This is a genomic window from Nostoc sp. CALU 546 (assembly GCF_048836525.1).
On record NZ_JAWJTF010000019.1, the window covers coordinates 76,918 to 93,671 of the forward strand.

The 16,754-nt window shown below is 43.1% G+C and carries 17 protein-coding genes and 1 tRNA gene; 7 read left to right on the forward strand and 11 right to left on the reverse strand.

The window, feature by feature from the left end; genetic code table 11:
* Positions 1–121 precede the first annotated feature (121 nt).
* On the forward strand, positions 122–1,426 hold the full coding sequence (locus RRG12_RS12355) for a hypothetical protein (protein ID WP_420759479.1): 1,305 nt from the start codon (positions 122–124) through the stop codon (positions 1,424–1,426).
* Between the two features lie 806 nt (positions 1,427–2,232).
* Here RRG12_RS12355 and RRG12_RS12360 read toward each other — a convergent pair.
* The 7 genes from RRG12_RS12360 to RRG12_RS12390 all read right to left on the reverse strand — a co-directional run bounded on the left by RRG12_RS12360 (position 2,233) and on the right by RRG12_RS12390 (position 7,702).
* Complete coding sequence (locus RRG12_RS12360) at positions 2,233–2,961, reverse strand: ABC transporter ATP-binding protein (RefSeq protein WP_069074186.1); 729 nt, start codon at positions 2,959–2,961, stop codon at positions 2,233–2,235.
* A gap of 218 nt (positions 2,962–3,179) precedes the next feature.
* Positions 3,180–3,404 carry an indolepyruvate ferredoxin oxidoreductase subunit alpha gene (locus RRG12_RS12365; protein WP_012407913.1) on the reverse strand — a complete coding sequence of 75 codons (225 nt, stop codon included), beginning with the start codon at positions 3,402–3,404 and terminating at the stop codon, positions 3,180–3,182.
* 120 nt (positions 3,405–3,524) lie between these two features.
* Positions 3,525–4,739, reverse strand: a complete 1,215-nt coding sequence (locus RRG12_RS12370) for an ATP phosphoribosyltransferase regulatory subunit (RefSeq protein WP_420759480.1) — start codon at positions 4,737–4,739, stop codon at positions 3,525–3,527.
* Positions 4,739–5,695, reverse strand: coding sequence for a J domain-containing protein (locus tag RRG12_RS12375; RefSeq protein ID WP_420759481.1), 957 nt, complete (start codon positions 5,693–5,695; stop codon positions 4,739–4,741). The genes RRG12_RS12370 and RRG12_RS12375 overlap by 1 nt, the downstream gene beginning before the upstream one ends.
* Before the next feature lie 74 nt (positions 5,696–5,769).
* Positions 5,770–6,582: an inositol monophosphatase family protein gene (locus RRG12_RS12380; protein ID WP_069074189.1), complete on the reverse strand. Its 813-nt coding sequence runs from the start codon at positions 6,580–6,582 to the stop codon at positions 5,770–5,772.
* 131 nt (positions 6,583–6,713) lie between these two features.
* Entirely contained in the window at positions 6,714–7,259 is a 546-nt protein-coding gene (locus RRG12_RS12385; protein WP_069074206.1) for a thermonuclease family protein, read from the reverse strand.
* Between the two features lie 74 nt (positions 7,260–7,333).
* Positions 7,334–7,702, reverse strand: a complete 369-nt coding sequence (locus tag RRG12_RS12390) for a 2Fe-2S iron-sulfur cluster-binding protein (RefSeq protein WP_420759482.1) — start codon at positions 7,700–7,702, stop codon at positions 7,334–7,336.
* A gap of 106 nt (positions 7,703–7,808) precedes the next feature.
* On the opposite strand from RRG12_RS12390, the gene RRG12_RS12395 reads away from it, so the two are divergent.
* A tRNA-Ser gene (locus tag RRG12_RS12395) sits at positions 7,809–7,893 on the forward strand.
* Positions 7,894–8,137: 244 nt separating this feature from the next.
* On the opposite strand, the gene RRG12_RS12400 is transcribed toward RRG12_RS12395, so the two are convergent.
* Positions 8,138–8,467: a hypothetical protein gene (locus tag RRG12_RS12400; RefSeq protein ID WP_069074198.1), complete on the reverse strand. Its 330-nt coding sequence runs from the start codon at positions 8,465–8,467 to the stop codon at positions 8,138–8,140.
* Between the two features lie 210 nt (positions 8,468–8,677).
* On the opposite strand from RRG12_RS12400, the gene RRG12_RS12405 reads away from it, so the two are divergent.
* The 4 genes from RRG12_RS12405 to RRG12_RS12420 all read left to right on the forward strand — a co-directional run bounded on the left by RRG12_RS12405 (position 8,678) and on the right by RRG12_RS12420 (position 12,082).
* Positions 8,678–9,043, forward strand: a complete 366-nt coding sequence (locus RRG12_RS12405) for a DUF1622 domain-containing protein (protein ID WP_420759483.1) — start codon at positions 8,678–8,680, stop codon at positions 9,041–9,043.
* The gene (locus RRG12_RS12410; RefSeq protein WP_069074200.1) at positions 9,030–9,344 is read left to right on the forward strand and encodes a DUF1622 domain-containing protein; all 315 of its coding nucleotides are present in this window, start codon (positions 9,030–9,032) and stop codon (positions 9,342–9,344) included. Before RRG12_RS12405 ends, RRG12_RS12410 begins: the two co-directional genes overlap by 14 nt.
* A 274-nt stretch (positions 9,345–9,618) precedes the next feature.
* Positions 9,619–10,701, forward strand: coding sequence for a class I fructose-bisphosphate aldolase (locus tag RRG12_RS12415; protein ID WP_420759484.1), 1,083 nt, complete (start codon positions 9,619–9,621; stop codon positions 10,699–10,701).
* Between the two features lie 214 nt (positions 10,702–10,915).
* Positions 10,916–12,082 (forward strand): pyridoxal phosphate-dependent aminotransferase, encoded by a 1,167-nt coding sequence (locus tag RRG12_RS12420; protein ID WP_420759485.1) that lies wholly within the window; start codon positions 10,916–10,918, stop codon positions 12,080–12,082.
* Positions 12,083–12,345: 263 nt separating this feature from the next.
* Here RRG12_RS12420 and RRG12_RS12425 read toward each other — a convergent pair whose 3' ends face one another.
* Both RRG12_RS12425 and RRG12_RS12430 read right to left on the reverse strand, forming a co-directional pair.
* Positions 12,346–12,600, reverse strand: coding sequence for a helix-turn-helix domain-containing protein (locus tag RRG12_RS12425; RefSeq protein WP_069074203.1), 255 nt, complete (start codon positions 12,598–12,600; stop codon positions 12,346–12,348).
* A 125-nt stretch (positions 12,601–12,725) separates the two neighbouring features.
* Positions 12,726–13,184 (reverse strand): DUF3592 domain-containing protein, encoded by a 459-nt coding sequence (locus tag RRG12_RS12430; protein WP_420759486.1) that lies wholly within the window; start codon positions 13,182–13,184, stop codon positions 12,726–12,728.
* 635 nt (positions 13,185–13,819) lie between these two features.
* On the opposite strand from RRG12_RS12430, the gene RRG12_RS12435 reads away from it, so the two are divergent.
* A complete protein-coding gene (locus RRG12_RS12435; protein ID WP_420759487.1) occupies positions 13,820–15,157 on the forward strand; it encodes a YcjF family protein in 1,338 nt (445 codons plus the stop codon).
* Between the two features lie 169 nt (positions 15,158–15,326).
* On the opposite strand, the gene RRG12_RS12440 is transcribed toward RRG12_RS12435, so the two are convergent.
* Positions 15,327–16,559, reverse strand: coding sequence for a DUF4336 domain-containing protein (locus tag RRG12_RS12440; RefSeq protein ID WP_420759488.1), 1,233 nt, complete (start codon positions 16,557–16,559; stop codon positions 15,327–15,329).
* Between the last annotated feature and the right edge of the window lie 195 nt (positions 16,560–16,754).

Consider the following 16,754-nt stretch of genomic DNA (forward strand, 5'->3'; position numbering starts at 1 on the left):
GCTAATAGAAAGTTTTATCAGGACTAAAGTCCTTACTACAAACTTGAACTGATTTATGCCGATTTATTGTATGTATTCCTGTGCTTTTTTGGGAATAATTAACACAGTATTGAGTATTATTATGCCTTTTTTAAACAAAATAAACTGGAATTTTTTGCGTAAAAATTCTCCAAATCTTTCTGGGATAGATCCGTTTGTCCCCAGCCAACAATCTGCAACACCATCAACCCCCAAAAATCTAGCTAAATTAGAGCATGAATTAGAGTTAGAGAGACGGGTTCTCAAAACATCCCCTCAGCGATCGCATAGCAAAGCCAAGCGGGGTATAGGTAGTAGACTTATTTGGATAGCAATACTTATAGGCATTCCCAGTGGTGTAATTTGGGTGGCGAATCAGCCTTACCCGGTGATTCGCCGTCCAGTGATGCTCCATGCACCTTTTTTGTTGCTACCCAGCTACATCAGCATGGATAATCACTATCGGCAGGCGTTGGTATCAGTTGAGCAAGCTGAACAATTGATTGAAAAAGCTACTAGTCCCGCTGATTTGGCTTTGGGAGAACAAAAGCTACAAAAAACACAACAACATCTAGACCAGTTACCAACTTACTTTGTCAATGATTGGTCACAATACAGATATTGGTGGTATGACTCGCGGTTTAGCATCTACGGTTTTAATGCATTTCGGAGTAAAGTTGGGCAGCTAGAAGCTCAGGTTTTTCAAGAAAAGAATGCTCAGTCCTTGCTTACCGATAATATGCAGACCTTCTTAAATGCAAAACAGCAATATGGACGGGCTACAACAGTACTTGATAAACAGACTGCAACAGCTGCTTGGCAAACGGCGCTGAATCAATTCGAGCAGATTCCCGGTGAAACTTTGGCAGGAAAAACTGTACAAAATCAACTAGATAATTATAAGCGTGAGTTTCAGGAAGTTGTTGGATTGGCAGCGGGAAACGATCGCATCAGTGCATTAATCACCGCAGCGCGGCAATTTTCTTGGCAAGCTGCCAAAACTGGTCAAAATCCGCCGCACAGCGTAACTGAATGGCGACAGATAGAAAAGTTGTGGATGGAGGCAATTGAGCGGCTTAAAGAAATTTCTTCAAAAGACGTGGCGGGTTATACCGAGGCACAGAAGTTATTAGCAATTTATGAGGCGAATTTAGGTCAAGTTAAGGTCAGGCGGCAATCTGAGGCTGATGCTGTGGAAGCTTTGGAGGCGGCACAACGAAAAATCGAAAGGTTGTTGGCTTCAATTCCTACTGATGCTAATGATGTGGAGCGTAATCGGGTGTTGAGCCAATTGCAGAGTATTATTAATCAATTAGAAAAGGTGCAAAATGGCACAACAGCTTATCTGAAAGCTCAAGAGTTACTACTGTCGGCAAATAATAAACTCAGGCAGCTACAGGTTAAATAAATGGTGCGATCGCTTTGATATGATCTTCTTGGCTAAGTGATGCCTGTCATCACCTGACTTAAATCTGTGTAAGTTCATTTGTACTATGTGTTTTCTGTTTGATTTCTAGCCAGTTGTGGTGAAGCGATGACGCTTGCGCTGCATCCACTTTAGGGTGGTTCGGAGAGCGTGGGCGTCAACAACTGGCCATTGGGTGGGGTTTTGAGACGGGAATTTATCCCTTGTAGAATTTTCTCAATTTCCCTGTAACCCTGTTGATATCTCAATTAAAACTGCAACAGAAAAATTTTGGATGCCAAATTGCCAAAAGCACTCAATGTAATTACTAATTCGTAATTTAAGAAACCAGTTAGTGCCATTAGAGTCAGAGACTTCTATACCCGGATTTCTCCCCTGCCCCTTTGCCCCTCTTCTCTATCAAACGTTTGAAGCTTGTGAGCAATACGGATATAGATTGTATAGATTGCAACCTTATGATTTGGGTCTAAATACTCATCCATGACGTAATCAAGAATTACGAATTGCTAATGGGGGTTCTGACAAATCCGGGTAATTTACATTTTGGTCAATTTTTCCTGAATGATTGTCCTGTTTTACCTTTCTACTCGCTGTAGATGTGATTAGAAACGCAAGGATTATTGGGGAGAATTCTTTGAGCATCGAAAACGACGGTCGCGGCAGTGGCAGGATTTGTATTTAGTTATAGATAGCGTCGGCGCAGCCCACCAGAGGCATCGCTATCGCCTGATGAAGCTCCCTTATGAAGCTGGTGTTATGTTGAATGGGGCAAGAGTGATTAAAAAAGATTAATGTCTCTTACCCGCTCCTAGATATAGCTCACCCACTTTCGGGTCATTCAACAATTCTTCACCAGGGCCGGAGATCGCATCACGTCCCGACTCTAATACATATCCACGATTAGCCATCTCTAAAGCTTTACGGGCATTTTGTTCTACTAATACGATCGCAGTACCCGCCTGATTAATTTGTTTAATCTGCTCAAACACTTGTGTCACCAAGATGGGGGACAAAGCAGCAGATGGTTCATCTAAAATCAGCAAGCTAGGCTCCAACATTAAAGCTTTACCCATCGCTAGCATCTGGCGTTCTCCTCCAGAGAGAGTACCAGCGCGTTGACGACGGCGATCGCTTAGTCTGGGAAACATAGTAAATATTTTATCTTTAATTGGTTTCAAAGGAACGTTAAGTACAAAAGCACCCATCTCCAAGTTCTCTTCAACACTGAGAGAGGGAAAGACATTGGCGATTTGCGGTACGTAGCACATTCCTCGTTGGACAATTTGATTGGACTTTAGCCCCACGATATTTTCACCTTTGAAGGTAATTGTGCCTGTGTGGGGGATCAAAAGCCCAAAAATTGCTTTTGCCAAAGTAGATTTACCCGCACCGTTGGGGCCAATCACTGTCACCAATTCTCCTGCTGCAACCTGGAAATTCACGCCTTGCAGGATATCCACATCTTTGATGTATCCAGCGTGGACATTTTGAACGTCTAATAAATAGTCATTTGTCATTGGTCAACAGTCAATCGATTTTGGATTTTAAATTTTGGATTTTGGATTGACCCCGACCACAAGGGTACGGGGCAAAATGATTTTAAATTTTGGATTCTAGATTTGTTCCGCTTGACTTAGGTCGGGGCATGAACCGGAATAATCTAAAATCTAAAATCTAAAATTGGCACGGTCAAGTCAAACATAACTATTGACTATTGACTGTTGACTATGGACTATTACGGAGTTTTTTGCAACTCCGGTCGTTCTTCTGCCAGAATTGCCCCTTCCACAGGGCAAACTTGGAGACATATACCACAGTCAATGCAAGTGGCAAAGTCAATCCAGTACCAATCAGTTCCCTTGGCATTTTTGCCTGGGCCATCATGAATACAAGCTACTGGACAGGCATCTACGCAGTCAGCGACGCCTTCACAGACCTCTGTAACAATCGTGTGCGGCATGTTCTCGATTCCCTCTTTTCTGTATCGGCTATTTCTAGCCTAGCAGGGGAGGGGAGAGCAGGGGAGCAGGGGAGAAGTTACAGTAAGTTTTATCCCCTCTGCCTCTTTACCCCATACCCACTAACGCAATGATTCAATTTTTGGTGAACCGTCAGCTTTGATCCAAGCAATTTGGGCTATGCTGCGATCGCGTGCGTATTGGCGAATAGCCTCTGCATCTCTTCCCCCCAAATCAATTTCTACCCGCACCAAATCAGTAGAATCTCTGAGTTTTTGCGCGTAGGCAAAGGCAAAGGCGTTAGCACTGGCTGTCTCTGGTGCTACCAACCAGTCACTCGCTGGGGTTGACTGTGGTAATTGCTGAGTAGATAACAAAACTTGGTATAAATCTTCGATACTGAGTCCAAAACCAATACCAGGTATGTTTTCTCCCTGGGGATGATATAGCCCTAAAAGCTGGTCATATCGACCACCCCGCCCTAAAACTCTGGCTTGAGATTCGGTATCATTGACAACTTCAAAGACAATACCAGTGTAGTAGTCTATGGTCTGGATGAGGCTGAGGTCGAGGATTAAGGGAAAATTTTTCTCTGATTCTAGTAATTCTACTAGGTATTTGAGGTTATTTACTGCCTCTCGCTGTTCTTCATCTAGATCCAAACTACTGACTTTTTGTAACACTTCTGCACTTGGGCCGCGCAAATCCATGATGATTCGGGCGCGATCGCGGAGTTTGTCACTCAGGGGTAGATTATCTATAGTAATGCGGTCGAGATGAGCGATCGCACTGCGAACTTGATCTTGTAAATTACCAGGAAAGGCACTCAGGAGCGATCGGGTAATTCCCGCCTCACCTAAAATTAAATGCCATCCCTGCAAACCCAATGCTGCCAAACAATCTGCTACTAACAGCAGAACTTCGGCATTCGCCAGCAATCCGCCAGTACCTAACAACTCCACCCCAGCTTGATAAAACTCCTGTTGGCGATTGTGTCTACTTTCCCAAGTGCGGCGAAACACATTGGCGTTATAGTACAACCGTTGCGGATAAGTGACACCTGCCATCCGAGTCACAACAGTACGAGCAATAGATGCTGTTAATTCTGGACGTAACCCTAATTCATCATCTTCGCCATTTTGTTGTAGTTGAATGACCATTTGACGCTGGATTGCTTCCCCCGCCATCAGGGTATCCATGCGCTCTAAAGTTGAGGTGATAATCCTGTGATATCCCCAACGGTGAAACACCTGCTGTAACCGATCTTCAATCCAGCGTTTTTTCTCCACATCCAAGGGCAATAAATCCCTGGCTCCCGCTGCTGGTTGATACACCATTATTTTTTCTTCCCACCAAACAAACCACCGAACAAACCACCGCTACCAGATTTATCTGGTTGCTTATCTCCATTATTGGGGGATGAAGTCACCTTATGATCACTCGGTTGTTGTCCTAGAGCTTTATCTATTTTTGGTTTCCATTGCAATGCCGTTTCGTCATTGGGGTCTAATTTTAGAGCATTGTCAAAATGGATTTTTGCCATTTTTAGCTGATTTTGCTTCAAATACACCATTGCAATTAAGCTATGGCAGCGGCTATTTTTCGGTTCTAGCTTTAGGGCTTCTTGCAACTCTACTTTGGCTGAGGCAAATTGGTTTTTATCAATCAAAGATTGAGCGCGACGAACATACTGTTCTACAACCGAGTCTTCTTTTGGTGGCGCTGGTGCTGGTGGTGTGTTTTTTGGTGTATTTTGCTGAGGCGTACCTGATTGGACTTTGGGTTGAGCAGGTGGCGGCGGCGCTGCGGATGATTTAGCCGCACTCCGCATTAAATATACTAAGTTCAACTCACTAACTTGGGCAATAACTTGCAGCACTTGCTCTAAAGAATCATATTGAGTTTGGGCTAGTTTTGCGATCGCACTTTTATAGAAATGATCGAGATTAGCCGCCTCGGTTAACTGTCTAGCCAAGTCGGTGTTGAGAGTTACCGAAGTAGATTCTTGTACCAGGCGCTTGCCAATTTGCGACAAAATTAAAATATATTCCGTGCGAGTGCGATCGCCACAAAGTTTTTCGTAAGCAGGGTTAACCAGCTTTGATAAAAATTCGTTACCTAGCTGTTTTTGAGCAGCCGTTTCAGTAAAACTACTATCCGGGTGTAAGCGGCGGGCGATTTGAAGATAGCGTTTGCGAATCTCTTTGACATCCGCATCAACTGGAACGCACAATACTGCGTGATGATCTATGAAATCATATTTAAATAGTCCACGATCTATTTTGAAAGACATATAGATTTTTTTGCACCAAAGGAGCGTTAGATTCCTCTTAGTTTACCCAAAGTCGGGAGGAAAGCCCCCATCTGCTACACCCATGCTGACAGTGGCGGGACTTGTAAAAGTTCGCTACTGAGGGAGCCGTGAATATAACCATTTGTAGCCAGAACTCTACCTGACTCAATTTTGACGGGAGTACCGTCGTAGGCGGTGACTTTGCCCCCGGCTTCTTGTACCAAAATTATCCCAGCGGCAATATCCCAAGGAGAAAGCCCCCGTTCCCAGTAACCATCGACACGCCCACAGGCGACATAAGCCAAATCTAGCGAGGCAGAACCGCTACGTCTGACTCCTTGGGTAAGATGGGTGAGGTGACTAAATTCTGCGTAGTTGTTATCAGAGGTTTCGCGCCGATCATAAGCAAAACCTGTTACTAATAGGCTTTTACTCAGTTCAGATGTTTCTGAAACTTTTATGGGACGACGGTTACGCGTTGCTCCTAAGCCCGCAGCGGCACGGAATAATTCATTGTGAAATGGGTCAAAAATTACACCAACTTGTGGAACGCCATTAATTAATAGCCCGATGGAAACAGCAAAAAATGGGTATTGATGAGCATAGTTAGTTGTGCCATCTAAAGGATCTATTGCCCAGAGGTATTCATTCTCTTGATTACCGAATTTCCCTGATTCTTCAGCGAGGATAGAATGCTGGGGAAAGTGACGACGCAAAATTTCTAAAATCAACTTTTCAGAGGCTTTATCAGCAGCAGTGACTAAATCACCAGGGCGTCCTTTTTCAATAATTGCGTCTTCTAACTTACCCAAGTAGCCTTGCAAAATAGCACCAGCAGCCAAGGCCGCTTCTGTCGCAATATCTAGAAAAATTTGTAGATTAGTCATTTGTCATTTGTCATGGGGCATGGGGCATGGAGAAGAGACAAGGAAGAGAGGGAAGACAAGGGAGAGGGGGGAGTAAATTCTCCCCAATCCCCAATCCCAGTCCCCAGTCCCCAGTCCCCAGTCCCCAATATTCAAAGATTTTGGCGGCGAAATTCAGTGGGAGTGAGGCGCATGGGTTTTTCTGGTTTCCAGATTCCTTGCCCCATGAGTCTAGCCCATTGTTGGGCACGTTCTAAACGCAGGTCATATTTGTGGTTAGGCGATCGCCCCACAAACATTGCATTCCCTTGTTTGATTAATTCTTCATTCAATAACACCTTATTTTTCCACACATAAGCTAGAGTTCGCCCGATTTTGTCTTTTGCTTCTAAATCAAACTCCAGTGTTACCGACTGTTCTGCACCGCCGATTAGATTCTCTAACTGCTCTTTTGCTGCTTCGCCCCAAGGGCGCTGTCGCAAATCTGGTGCATCAACACCCACTAACCGCACTTGGGAAATCCAATTTGGTTGTTCAGCCATGCCTAAAACTTCTAAACTCTGCCCACTAACTACCCGCGCGACTTTGACGTTAGCCTCATTGTTTGGCAGCTGGCTTTTGCCTTGGCAACTCACCAAGAGCAATAAGCAAACCAAAATAGTTATTTTTCGTACCCAGTCACCAAAATGTACAGGCATCAGAAATTTGGTGATTTTGAATTGTTTATCGAGACAGAATTCAGAATTCTGAATTCTGACTCCTGAATTCTTCTTCATTCGTCATCTAAGGGTAAACCCGCTTTAATTTTCCCCCTAGCAAAATAGCGTCCAAACTGGAGTTCGTAGACTTCATCTTCGTCTTGTGTCTCCACTTCCAAGTCAGAACGGGGATAACTCACACACAACAAGGCATAACCTTGCCGACGTAAATCTGGCGACAATCCGATCGCCTCTGGTTGATAAATTTCTCCTGACAAAACTCTTACAGCGCAAGCGGTGCAAGCCCCGTTGCGGCAAGAAAACGGTAGTTCTACCCCTTGTTTTTCGCCAGTGTGCAGGATGTAGCGGTCTTCGGGTACTTGTAAGGTGTATGTTTTGCCAGTGGCGCGATCGCGAACTCTAATTGTGTATGTACGGGACATTTGGATTTGCGTTGTGAAGTTGGGACTTTCAGATTCAATCTAAAATCTCTTTCTTTATCTTTGCATTTTCTGAGATTCTATAGTATGATCGTAACTTGTGACACCTGGAGAGGTGGCCGAGTGGTTTAAGGCGCAGACCTGGAAAGTCTGTTTAGGGAAACTTAACGGGGGTTCGAATCCCCCCCTCTCCGTTCTCAAACCTAGTCTCAATATATAGTTTCAACCGGATTTCTACAAATAGTCGGGTTAACTAAAAAGCGCAATATTGCCAAAGATATTCTTAAATTCTCTTGAACAAGCTACGCACAACTTTCCATAGTCAAGCTGTTTATAGATGAACTGATCATGCAAGTTTGTGATTTTTTTTGCTTTGGCGTAATGCACTCTACCAAAACTACTACTGAAAGTAGAAGTTAGAATACACGTGTATCAAGCTTAGGTGGATCTTTGCTGCTTGTGCTGGCGTAATTCCTCTACTATGTAGTCTTCCAGTTCTTGTCTTTCCCTTTTACTGGCATTTCGTTGATAAGTTCTTCCTGTTTCTTGGATAAACTTGCGTTTCTCGCTTGGAGAAGATTTGAGTTTACCTCCAGTTCCTTGGAGCTTTTGCTGTAATTCTTCCCAAGTCTTTTCACCCACACTTTCACCTAGTTTGACCAGTACCTTTGGTAGTAATATTCTGGCCTCTCTTTGAAAATCGTCTTCTGTTTCCAGGGAAGCTAAATCTATATTGCTGAAGTCGATATCGATTTGAAATTTACTCATAGAATTGTGTTTGTTCTTTTAACGATTATTACCACAATCAGGAGAAGATAGGTTTTACTTTTCTGTAAATCCTAGATAGGATACGAAGATAGCATGATTGAGCAGCTAGTAGATGGCAGGTTGTATTGAATTTGTTAACTTAACACTGACAAGTATCGCCAATGCTTTGTGCAAGGGCATTTTCCTGCTTGAACCCATAAAATAAACAATATGGAAGCTTTCGTCACGAATTTGACGACTGTACTTGCGACAGCAGTTGATATCTTCACTGGCATTATCATTGGTATCGCTGTTTTGGAAGCCGTCATTAAGATCCTAGTTTTTTTATTTAGCCGCCGTAAAAAGCTGAACGATGCTAAAGAGGAAATTCGCTTAGGGTTAGGTATGTGGCTGGCTCTTTCCCTTGAGTTTGCACTGGCTGCTGACATTTTACGTAGTACGATCGCTCCAACTTGGGACGAAATTGGTAAACTAGCTGCCATCATTACACTACGAACAATTCTGAATTTCTTTTTGGCAAAAGAAATTGAGCAAGCAAAGACTAAAAAGAACAATATCAAGGATGAATCTTTTTAATTTCTCTGTATGGGCAACAATCATCCAGTTGTTAGGTTCTTTAGCGATCGCTGGTTATGTCATCGCTGCAATCTTTTCTCTAATTCTTAAGTGCAATGTTTACCAGGCAAGGCTTATAGTCGCAGAAGGAATGCTAACTAGTTTGAGCTTTATGGTTGCAGCAACTTTGTTAAAGGCCATTAACCTGCAAACTTGGGGACAAATTCTGATCTTTAGCGCGATTTTATCACTCCGCATCTTTCTAAAGAAGTTATTTGCTTGGGAGAAAATACAAATTTTGACAATTAAATCTCACGTTTGATGAGTCAAACAAGTTTTTACAAATGATTTAAGATTGCTATAGGACTCATATTTGATTTTTGAAAAAAACTTAGTACACCTTTATTCCTTCTTCCCAGTCCTCATTGCCCCTAATCCCCAGTTCCTTACCTCTACGAGTGATTCAGAAATCAAATCGGATTACTATATATCAGAAAGATTTTACATATAGTTAATGCTTGCATAACCAGGTTAACAATATTAAAAATGCTATCTTAAAGACAAAGGTCATTTGCTCAAATTCTGAGGAAAACGCTATGACTACAACGCTCATAGAGGCTAATTCTATCGAGTCATTGCTAGGTAAAGAGGCAGAAGACCTGCTTACCTACAAAGCAAAAGTTTCTCGTGATTTACTACATTTGCCGGGGTCAGATTTTGTAGATCGAATCTGGCTTAACAGCGATCGCAACCCTCAAGTATTGCGTAATCTCCAGCTACTTTATTCTACTGGTCGTCTGGCAAACACAGGTTATTTATCTATTTTACCAGTAGACCAAGGGATTGAACACTCAGCAGGTGCGTCTTTTGCGCCCAATCCGATTTACTTTGATCCAGAAAATATTGTCAAGCTAGCGATCGCTTCAGGTTGCAATGCTGTTGCTACTACTTTAGGGACATTAGGTATAGTTTCGCGCAAATATGCCCACAAAATTCCCTTTATTGTCAAAATCAATCACAACGAATTGCTGACTTTCCCCAATCAATTTGACCAAGTATTATTTGCTGATGTGGAACAAGCTTGGAATTTGGGGGCAGCCGCCGTAGGTGCGACAATTTACTTTGGTTCCGAGAATTCTACCAGACAAATCAAAGAAATCAGCCAAGCTTTTAAACGCGCCCATGAACTAGGGATGGTTACTATTCTCTGGTGCTATCTGCGAAATAATGCCTTTAAACAAGATAAAGATTACCACCTTGCAGCCGACCTCACCGGACAAGCGAATCATTTGGGTGTCACCATTGAAGCCGACATCATCAAACAAAAGTTACCCGAAACTAACAATGGTTATGGTGCAGTTGCCAAAGCCAGTGGTAAGAGTTACGGCAAAACCGATGAGCGGGTTTACACAGAATTGACAACCGATCATCCAATTGATTTAACTCGTTACCAAGTGCTGAATTGCTACTCTGGGCGTGTGGGACTGATTAATTCTGGTGGCGCGACTGGGAAAAATGACTTCGCCGAAGCCGTTCGCACTGCTGTAATTAACAAACGGGCTGGTGGTTCAGGATTAATTTCTGGGCGGAAGACCTTTCAGCGTCCCTTTGAAGAAGGCGTGAAGCTATTCCACACCATTCAAGATGTTTACTTGTCGCCGGATGTGACGATAGCTTAGGGAATGGGTAAGGGAATAGGGTACAGGTTACAGGGTAAAGGGTAAAGGTTAGAGATTATTCACTGTCCCCTGTCCCCTGTCCCCTGTCATCTTGCCTTAACCGAAGTGTATTGCCTCATCTCCCCAATCCCCAACGAATTCAGAAAAAGCAAATCTTGGTAGGGATTCTGGGATATCCTTAGATAAGTGAAAGATTTGCCAAAAAAAAGTAAGAATGAAGCTGGCAGCAAGAGTAAGTCAGGTAACACCTTCATTAACCTTAGCGATCGCAGCCAAGGCTAAGGCATTGAAGGCAGAGGGAATAGATGTTTGTAGTTTTAGCGCTGGAGAACCAGATTTTGATACCCCGGCGCATATTAAAGCCGCAGCAGTCAAAGCTTTGGATGAAGGCAAAACCAAATATGGTGCCGCCGCCGGAGAACCAAAGTTAAGGGAAGCGATCGCCCGTAAGCTTAAAACTGATAACGGTCTTGATTACAAGTCAGAGAATGTCATCGTCACCAATGGCGGTAAGCATTCTCTGTACAACTTAATGGTGGCGCTAATCGATCCAGGTGATGAGGTAATTATCCCTGCACCCTACTGGCTAAGTTATCCCGAAATGGTGACTTTGGTCGGTGGAGTTTCGGTAATTGTGCCCACAGATGCTACGACCGGTTATAAAATTACTCCCGAACAACTCCGTAAAGCAATCACGCCTAAGACTAAGCTATTTATCCTCAACTCCCCATCTAATCCCACTGGGATGGTTTATACACCAGATGAAATTAAAGCACTGGCGCAGGTAGTAGTTGATGCAGATATCTTAGTCGTCTCTGATGAGATTTACGAAAAGATTCTCTACGACGGTGCAGAACATATCAGCATCGGTTCTCTTGGGAAGGAAATTTTTGACCGGACTTTGATCAGTAATGGGTTTGCGAAAGCTTATTCCATGACGGGCTGGCGTCTTGGCTATTTAGCAGGGCCCGTGGAAATCATTAAAGCAGCGAGTACCATCCAAGGACATAGTACATCTAACGTTTGTACCTTTGCCCAATATGGTGCGATCGCGGCTTTAGAAAGTTCTCAAGATTGTGTCGAAGAAATGCGTCAAGCCTTCGCCAAACGCCGACAGGTAATGCTAGATAGACTCAACGCCATTCCCGGATTGAGTACCGCAAAACCAGATGGCGCTTTTTATCTATTCCCTGATATCAGCAAAACCGGTCTAAAATCTCTAGAATTTTGTGACGCTTTGCTGGAACAACATCAAGTTGCAGTCATTCCCGGAATTGCTTTTGGCGCTGATGACAACATTCGCCTTTCCTACGCCACAGATATGGCGACGATTGAAAAGGGAATGGATAGATTGGAAAAATTTGTCAAGTCGCGTGTTTAGTTAGTTGTCATTTTTGACATCCTCACCGACCTAAAGGCGCTCTTAAGAAGGAGTAATGAGTAATGAGTAATAAGTAATGAGTAAATGCCCATTTTTCATCCACTCATTACTCCTTACTCATTACTCATTACTTTAAAGCATTGCGTGAAGCACGGGACTTTACCCACTACGCGGGTTTCCAATTTCTTAAGTCCGCACAGGCGGACTTTGTTTGTGTAGCCGCGATTTCTAATCGCCTGGTGTATTTGCTGTTCAAATAAGCTCTAAGACATCGCTTGTTTAATTGGTTCTAATTCATCCAAAGACAACTCACGGAATTCGAGATAATATAAAATTGCTTCAATAGGATCTAGTGGTTCTATTGGATAACACCTTTGCTCGTATGCTGCCACAAGCGTAGTTAAAACTTCCAAGCGGTCAAACTCTGGTGTATTTAATTCCGCATCAAACAATCTTTCAATTTCATCCAGTGCAGCACGATAATCAGCTTCGGTGCGGATGGCATAGGGTTCAAACATAGGTATTACTGCCTCAAATACTTATTGCATCTACGTTGCTGTATTCTTCGTTTTCTTAATGGAGATTTTAGTAGTAACTTTGATGCAAGATGAAAAAATCAGTCTATTCCGTTCCCAAAATACTTTTATTTAGAACCTATCAAACGCGGAAACGACCTGACTAATACAATTCCGCCAACCAAGGCAAAAATTGATCCTAAGCTGATAAACATCATAGGCAAAAACCATAAACTTAGCCAGGAGTTGATCGTGGCAGAATTTGGTTTTTCAGGACTGTATAGTATTTCTACCTGCTGACCTTTAGTAAATTCTGGTGGGTTGCTGCCTGAATTTGCTTCAAAAACCGTTGTTTCACCAGAGGAAGTGGTAAATTTCACCACTGGATAGTAGACATAAGAATAACGACCCTTATTATCAGTTGATGAACGTCGTACCAAATCAATTATTGTCCCTTGTGCTGGGATTGCAGAGGTCACAAAGGAACGAGTATTCAGTCCAATAATTATGCCCGTGACGGCAATTATGCTGCCAACACCGCCGAATATTGAACCAAATATACGAAAAAATGTTCTATCTTCATTCATAGGATGTTGAAAAGTTTGGTATCGCTAAAAGTGTTAACAAATTTTATGTTGATAATTTGAAATTAGGTAAAAATCGGGGAGAACTAGGGGAGCGACTAGAAGTGACTAGAAGTCGCGGCTACACAGACAAAACCAATACGCTTGGGTTAAGGTAAGGGCTAATTGTACAAATTTGTGGGTTTTCGAGACGCGATTTATCGCGTCTCGAAAACCGTCAAAATGAATTTGACAGACTACTACTGGTCTGTCCCATTAATTTTGCAGGGTTTGTAGTAAGCACTTAAGTGCTTAAAAATTCAGGACTAAAGTCCTTACTACAAACTTTTATAACCCTTCAGAACTAATGGGACAGACCAATACCTGAAAATCATTCTTTTCGGCTACCGTTTGCGTAAGTCCTGTTTAAGTATTTTGTCTGTTTGTTAAGAAAGATATGGGTAAGGGGGCCAAACTTTCCTCTCCGCTATGCTTCACGGAAGGCTTGCGCCCAAGTTAATTACACTACTAACGGTACTGGTTATCCCTTTGAGAATCGCTATAAGATGAGTAATAAGGGTCTTCTAGGTTAATAATTTCAATCTTAAACACCATGAAGTGTCCTGAATGAATGACAGCTATCTACCGTTTGGATGTAAATGACTGAGCAACGTGATGCTGACTCACCCTTAACTGATTCTCAGCAATTGAGTGAACCGACCGATGGAACAACTACCAAATCCGTCGATAATTCCTGGACAAACCGCATTGGTGATGTCTGGAACAAAACAACAACACGTCTAACGCAACTCTTACCCGTAGAACAACTGGCACAGACAGTTGTTGAATGGTTTAGTGTGAGTGAGGCTCAGGTTACAGAGATTTTAGAGAAAATCCGAGCCGAACTGCCAACCACAGAAGCGCTACTGATTGGTAAACCCCAAGCCGGAAAAAGTTCAATTGTGCGGGGATTGACGGGAGTTTCTGCCAAAATTATTGGTCAGGGATTTCGTCCCCACACGCAAAACACCCAGCGCTATGCCTATCCTTCTAATGACCTGCCGCTACTGATTTTTACTGATACGGTAGGTTTAGGCGATGTTAAACAAGATACCCAGGGAATTATTCAGGAATTAGCTAGCGATTTACAACAGCAAACTCGTTCCGCCAGAATTCTCCTTTTGACCGTCAAAATCAACGATTTTGCAACTGACACGCTACGACAAATTGCTCAACAACTACGCCAGAAGTATCCAGACATTCCCTGTCTGTTGGTAGTTACCTGTTTGCATGAAGTTTATCCTGCCAATACTGTTGATCATCCCGCCTATCCACCAGATTATGAGGAAGTCAACCGCGCATTTGCCGCAATGCAACAAGCCTTCGCAGGAATAACTGACCGCTCTGTACTAATTGACTTTACTTTAGAAGAAGATGGCTACACTCCGGTATTTTATGGCTTAGAAGCGCTGCGAGATTCCTTAGCAGAACTACTCCCACAAGCAGAAGCACAGGCGATTTATCAGCTATTAGATCAAGAAGAAGTTGGGAAGCAAATTGGCAACCTTTATCGAGATGCTGCACGCCGTTATATTTTGCCATTTGCGATTATGTCTGCCACTCTCGCCGCTGTACCTTTGCCATTTGCCACAATGCCTGTACTCACTGCTTTGCAAGTATCAATGGTGGGATTGTTAGGTAAATTATATGGGCAAACAGTTACACCATCTCAGGCGGGGGGAGTTGTGAGTGCGATCGCAGGTGGTTTTTTAGCACAAGCAATTGCACGGGAGCTAATTAAATTTATACCAGGTTTTGGTAGTGCGATCGCAGCCTCTTGGGCAGCCGCCTATACCTGGGCACTAGGGGAAGCAGCTTGCGTTTATTTTGGTGATTTAATGGGAGGTAAGAAACCCGATCCCGAAAAAATTCAGTTGGTGATGCAAGAAGCGTTTCAGGCAGCAAAAGAACGATTTAAGGGAATTCGTAATTCGTAATTCGTATAATACCATTGCAGAGTAGATAAAAGGCTGAAACGACCCATTTTCCTATATGCATACCATGATTAAGTTGTACAGTGCGTAAGTCCTAGGTAGGTCGAAACCCCACTCCTAGTGGGTGGCTTAGTTTAATTGCGAATTGCGAATTGCGAATTGCGAATTGGTTTCATACTTTCTCCTTTGGTGCTGGCACAATGCCAAACTTATTTAAACCTGTATCGATTTCCCTAAGTGCTTTAAAATCTTCCTCTGGTAAAGGATAGCTGCTACTGCTGAATAAACCCCCACTGACAGCAGGCTGCTTTTCCAAAAAAGAGAAAGCTTGACGAAACTGATGCGGTTCGGCTTTAATCGGTGAATCAAAGTGGCAGGGAATTATCCACTGGAAATCCCAACGAGCAACTTTTTCAGCCCAGTCGATAGTTTCTTTTGGTGCGCGGTTGAGAATTAGCGTTTGTAAAATTGGTGCGACAAACAAACGTCCATTCCCTTGCAGAGCATAAAACGATCGCTGCCAATCTGACTGCCATTTAAAGGGATACAATCCAAAATATGCTTTCCTTGAGCGTTGTGGTGCTTTCAAGGCATCTTGCAACACCTGACTCCATTGGGGTATATCTAGTGCCCTTGGTTGAAAATACAAAGCAAACAAACAGATGCGCTGCCAACCCTTACGGCGATTTTCCTGAATGTCTGCAACAATATCAGAAGCACGATCTTTGGCATGGAATAGTAAGGGATATGGATCTAATAGAACGATCGCAGGTGGATCTTCTGGGATCGAAAGTACAGAATCAGTGACTAAAAGAGTATGCGATCGCTTGTGGAAAAAAGCAACTTCTGCAAACCTACCAGGGCCAAGGTCGATGGGGCCCAGAATCGCGTAATCAAACTCATCAGCAAAGGGTGTTTTGCTACTATCTTCTGGAAGTACTTGAGTTCGTTTTGGGGGTAAGCCAAGCCAACTAAGGGGGAGATTTAGCGGGAAACTCCACTGATGGGGAGCCACAAATACCTGTGCAGTGGGAAAGTATCTGGCGAAGGGGCCAACGAAAACTTTGTGTTCTATACCAGAGATAGTTGGCAGAATGATGTACTTAACATTGCCATGTTCTGCCACCAATTCATTCACAAGCCGGATGCACTCTGGAGTTGGTGCAACAGGCGCGTAGATCAAAAGACCCCCAGTTTCCAGCTTAACCACAGTCATACGAATCGGCACAACTACGTAGAAAATGCCCTGAATCTGGTCAAAATTCCAGATTGTGTCCTTAAGCACCTCTTTACGAATTGTCTGCCGCCTACCGTAAGGGTAGAGTGGTAGAACAGGCCATAATCCCCAGGAAAAGTCCTTTGGATAAATCTGTTGTGTATTGACTATGCGTTCATCATCAGTCACTCTGCAACCCCCTCCAAATTCCCGATCTCAAATTGTTTTTATTTACTCCCCACGGAGTTAGAGAGCAAATTGTTGAGATAATGATAAGCTAAATCACATCTAGTACGGCTTGGCGTAATTCGTAATTCGTAATTCGTAATTTAGAGGTGTCAGATTTTATCTGAGATTTCAGGTTTGAATCTGTAACTTTCTTTC

Excerpts from the sequence above, each read along its gene's own strand:
- RRG12_RS12355 (WP_420759479.1), top strand. The coding sequence starts at position 122 with ATGCCTTTTTTAAACAAAATAAACTGGAATTTTTTGCGTAAAAATTCT.
- RRG12_RS12360 (WP_069074186.1), bottom strand. The coding sequence starts at position 2,961 with ATGACAAATGACTATTTATTAGACGTTCAAAATGTCCACGCTGGATAC.
- RRG12_RS12365 (WP_012407913.1), bottom strand. The coding sequence starts at position 3,404 with ATGCCGCACACGATTGTTACAGAGGTCTGTGAAGGCGTCGCTGACTGC.
- RRG12_RS12370 (WP_420759480.1), bottom strand. The coding sequence starts at position 4,739 with ATGGTGTATCAACCAGCAGCGGGAGCCAGGGATTTATTGCCCTTGGAT.
- RRG12_RS12375 (WP_420759481.1), bottom strand. The coding sequence starts at position 5,695 with ATGTCTTTCAAAATAGATCGTGGACTATTTAAATATGATTTCATAGAT.
- RRG12_RS12380 (WP_069074189.1), bottom strand. The coding sequence starts at position 6,582 with ATGACTAATCTACAAATTTTTCTAGATATTGCGACAGAAGCGGCCTTG.
- RRG12_RS12385 (WP_069074206.1), bottom strand. The coding sequence starts at position 7,259 with ATGCCTGTACATTTTGGTGACTGGGTACGAAAAATAACTATTTTGGTT.
- RRG12_RS12390 (WP_420759482.1), bottom strand. The coding sequence starts at position 7,702 with ATGTCCCGTACATACACAATTAGAGTTCGCGATCGCGCCACTGGCAAA.
- RRG12_RS12400 (WP_069074198.1), bottom strand. The coding sequence starts at position 8,467 with ATGAGTAAATTTCAAATCGATATCGACTTCAGCAATATAGATTTAGCT.
- RRG12_RS12405 (WP_420759483.1), top strand. The coding sequence starts at position 8,678 with ATGGAAGCTTTCGTCACGAATTTGACGACTGTACTTGCGACAGCAGTT.
- RRG12_RS12410 (WP_069074200.1), top strand. The coding sequence starts at position 9,030 with ATGAATCTTTTTAATTTCTCTGTATGGGCAACAATCATCCAGTTGTTA.
- RRG12_RS12415 (WP_420759484.1), top strand. The coding sequence starts at position 9,619 with ATGACTACAACGCTCATAGAGGCTAATTCTATCGAGTCATTGCTAGGT.
- RRG12_RS12420 (WP_420759485.1), top strand. The coding sequence starts at position 10,916 with ATGAAGCTGGCAGCAAGAGTAAGTCAGGTAACACCTTCATTAACCTTA.
- RRG12_RS12425 (WP_069074203.1), bottom strand. The coding sequence starts at position 12,600 with ATGTTTGAACCCTATGCCATCCGCACCGAAGCTGATTATCGTGCTGCA.
- RRG12_RS12430 (WP_420759486.1), bottom strand. The coding sequence starts at position 13,184 with ATGAATGAAGATAGAACATTTTTTCGTATATTTGGTTCAATATTCGGC.
- RRG12_RS12435 (WP_420759487.1), top strand. The coding sequence starts at position 13,820 with ATGACTGAGCAACGTGATGCTGACTCACCCTTAACTGATTCTCAGCAA.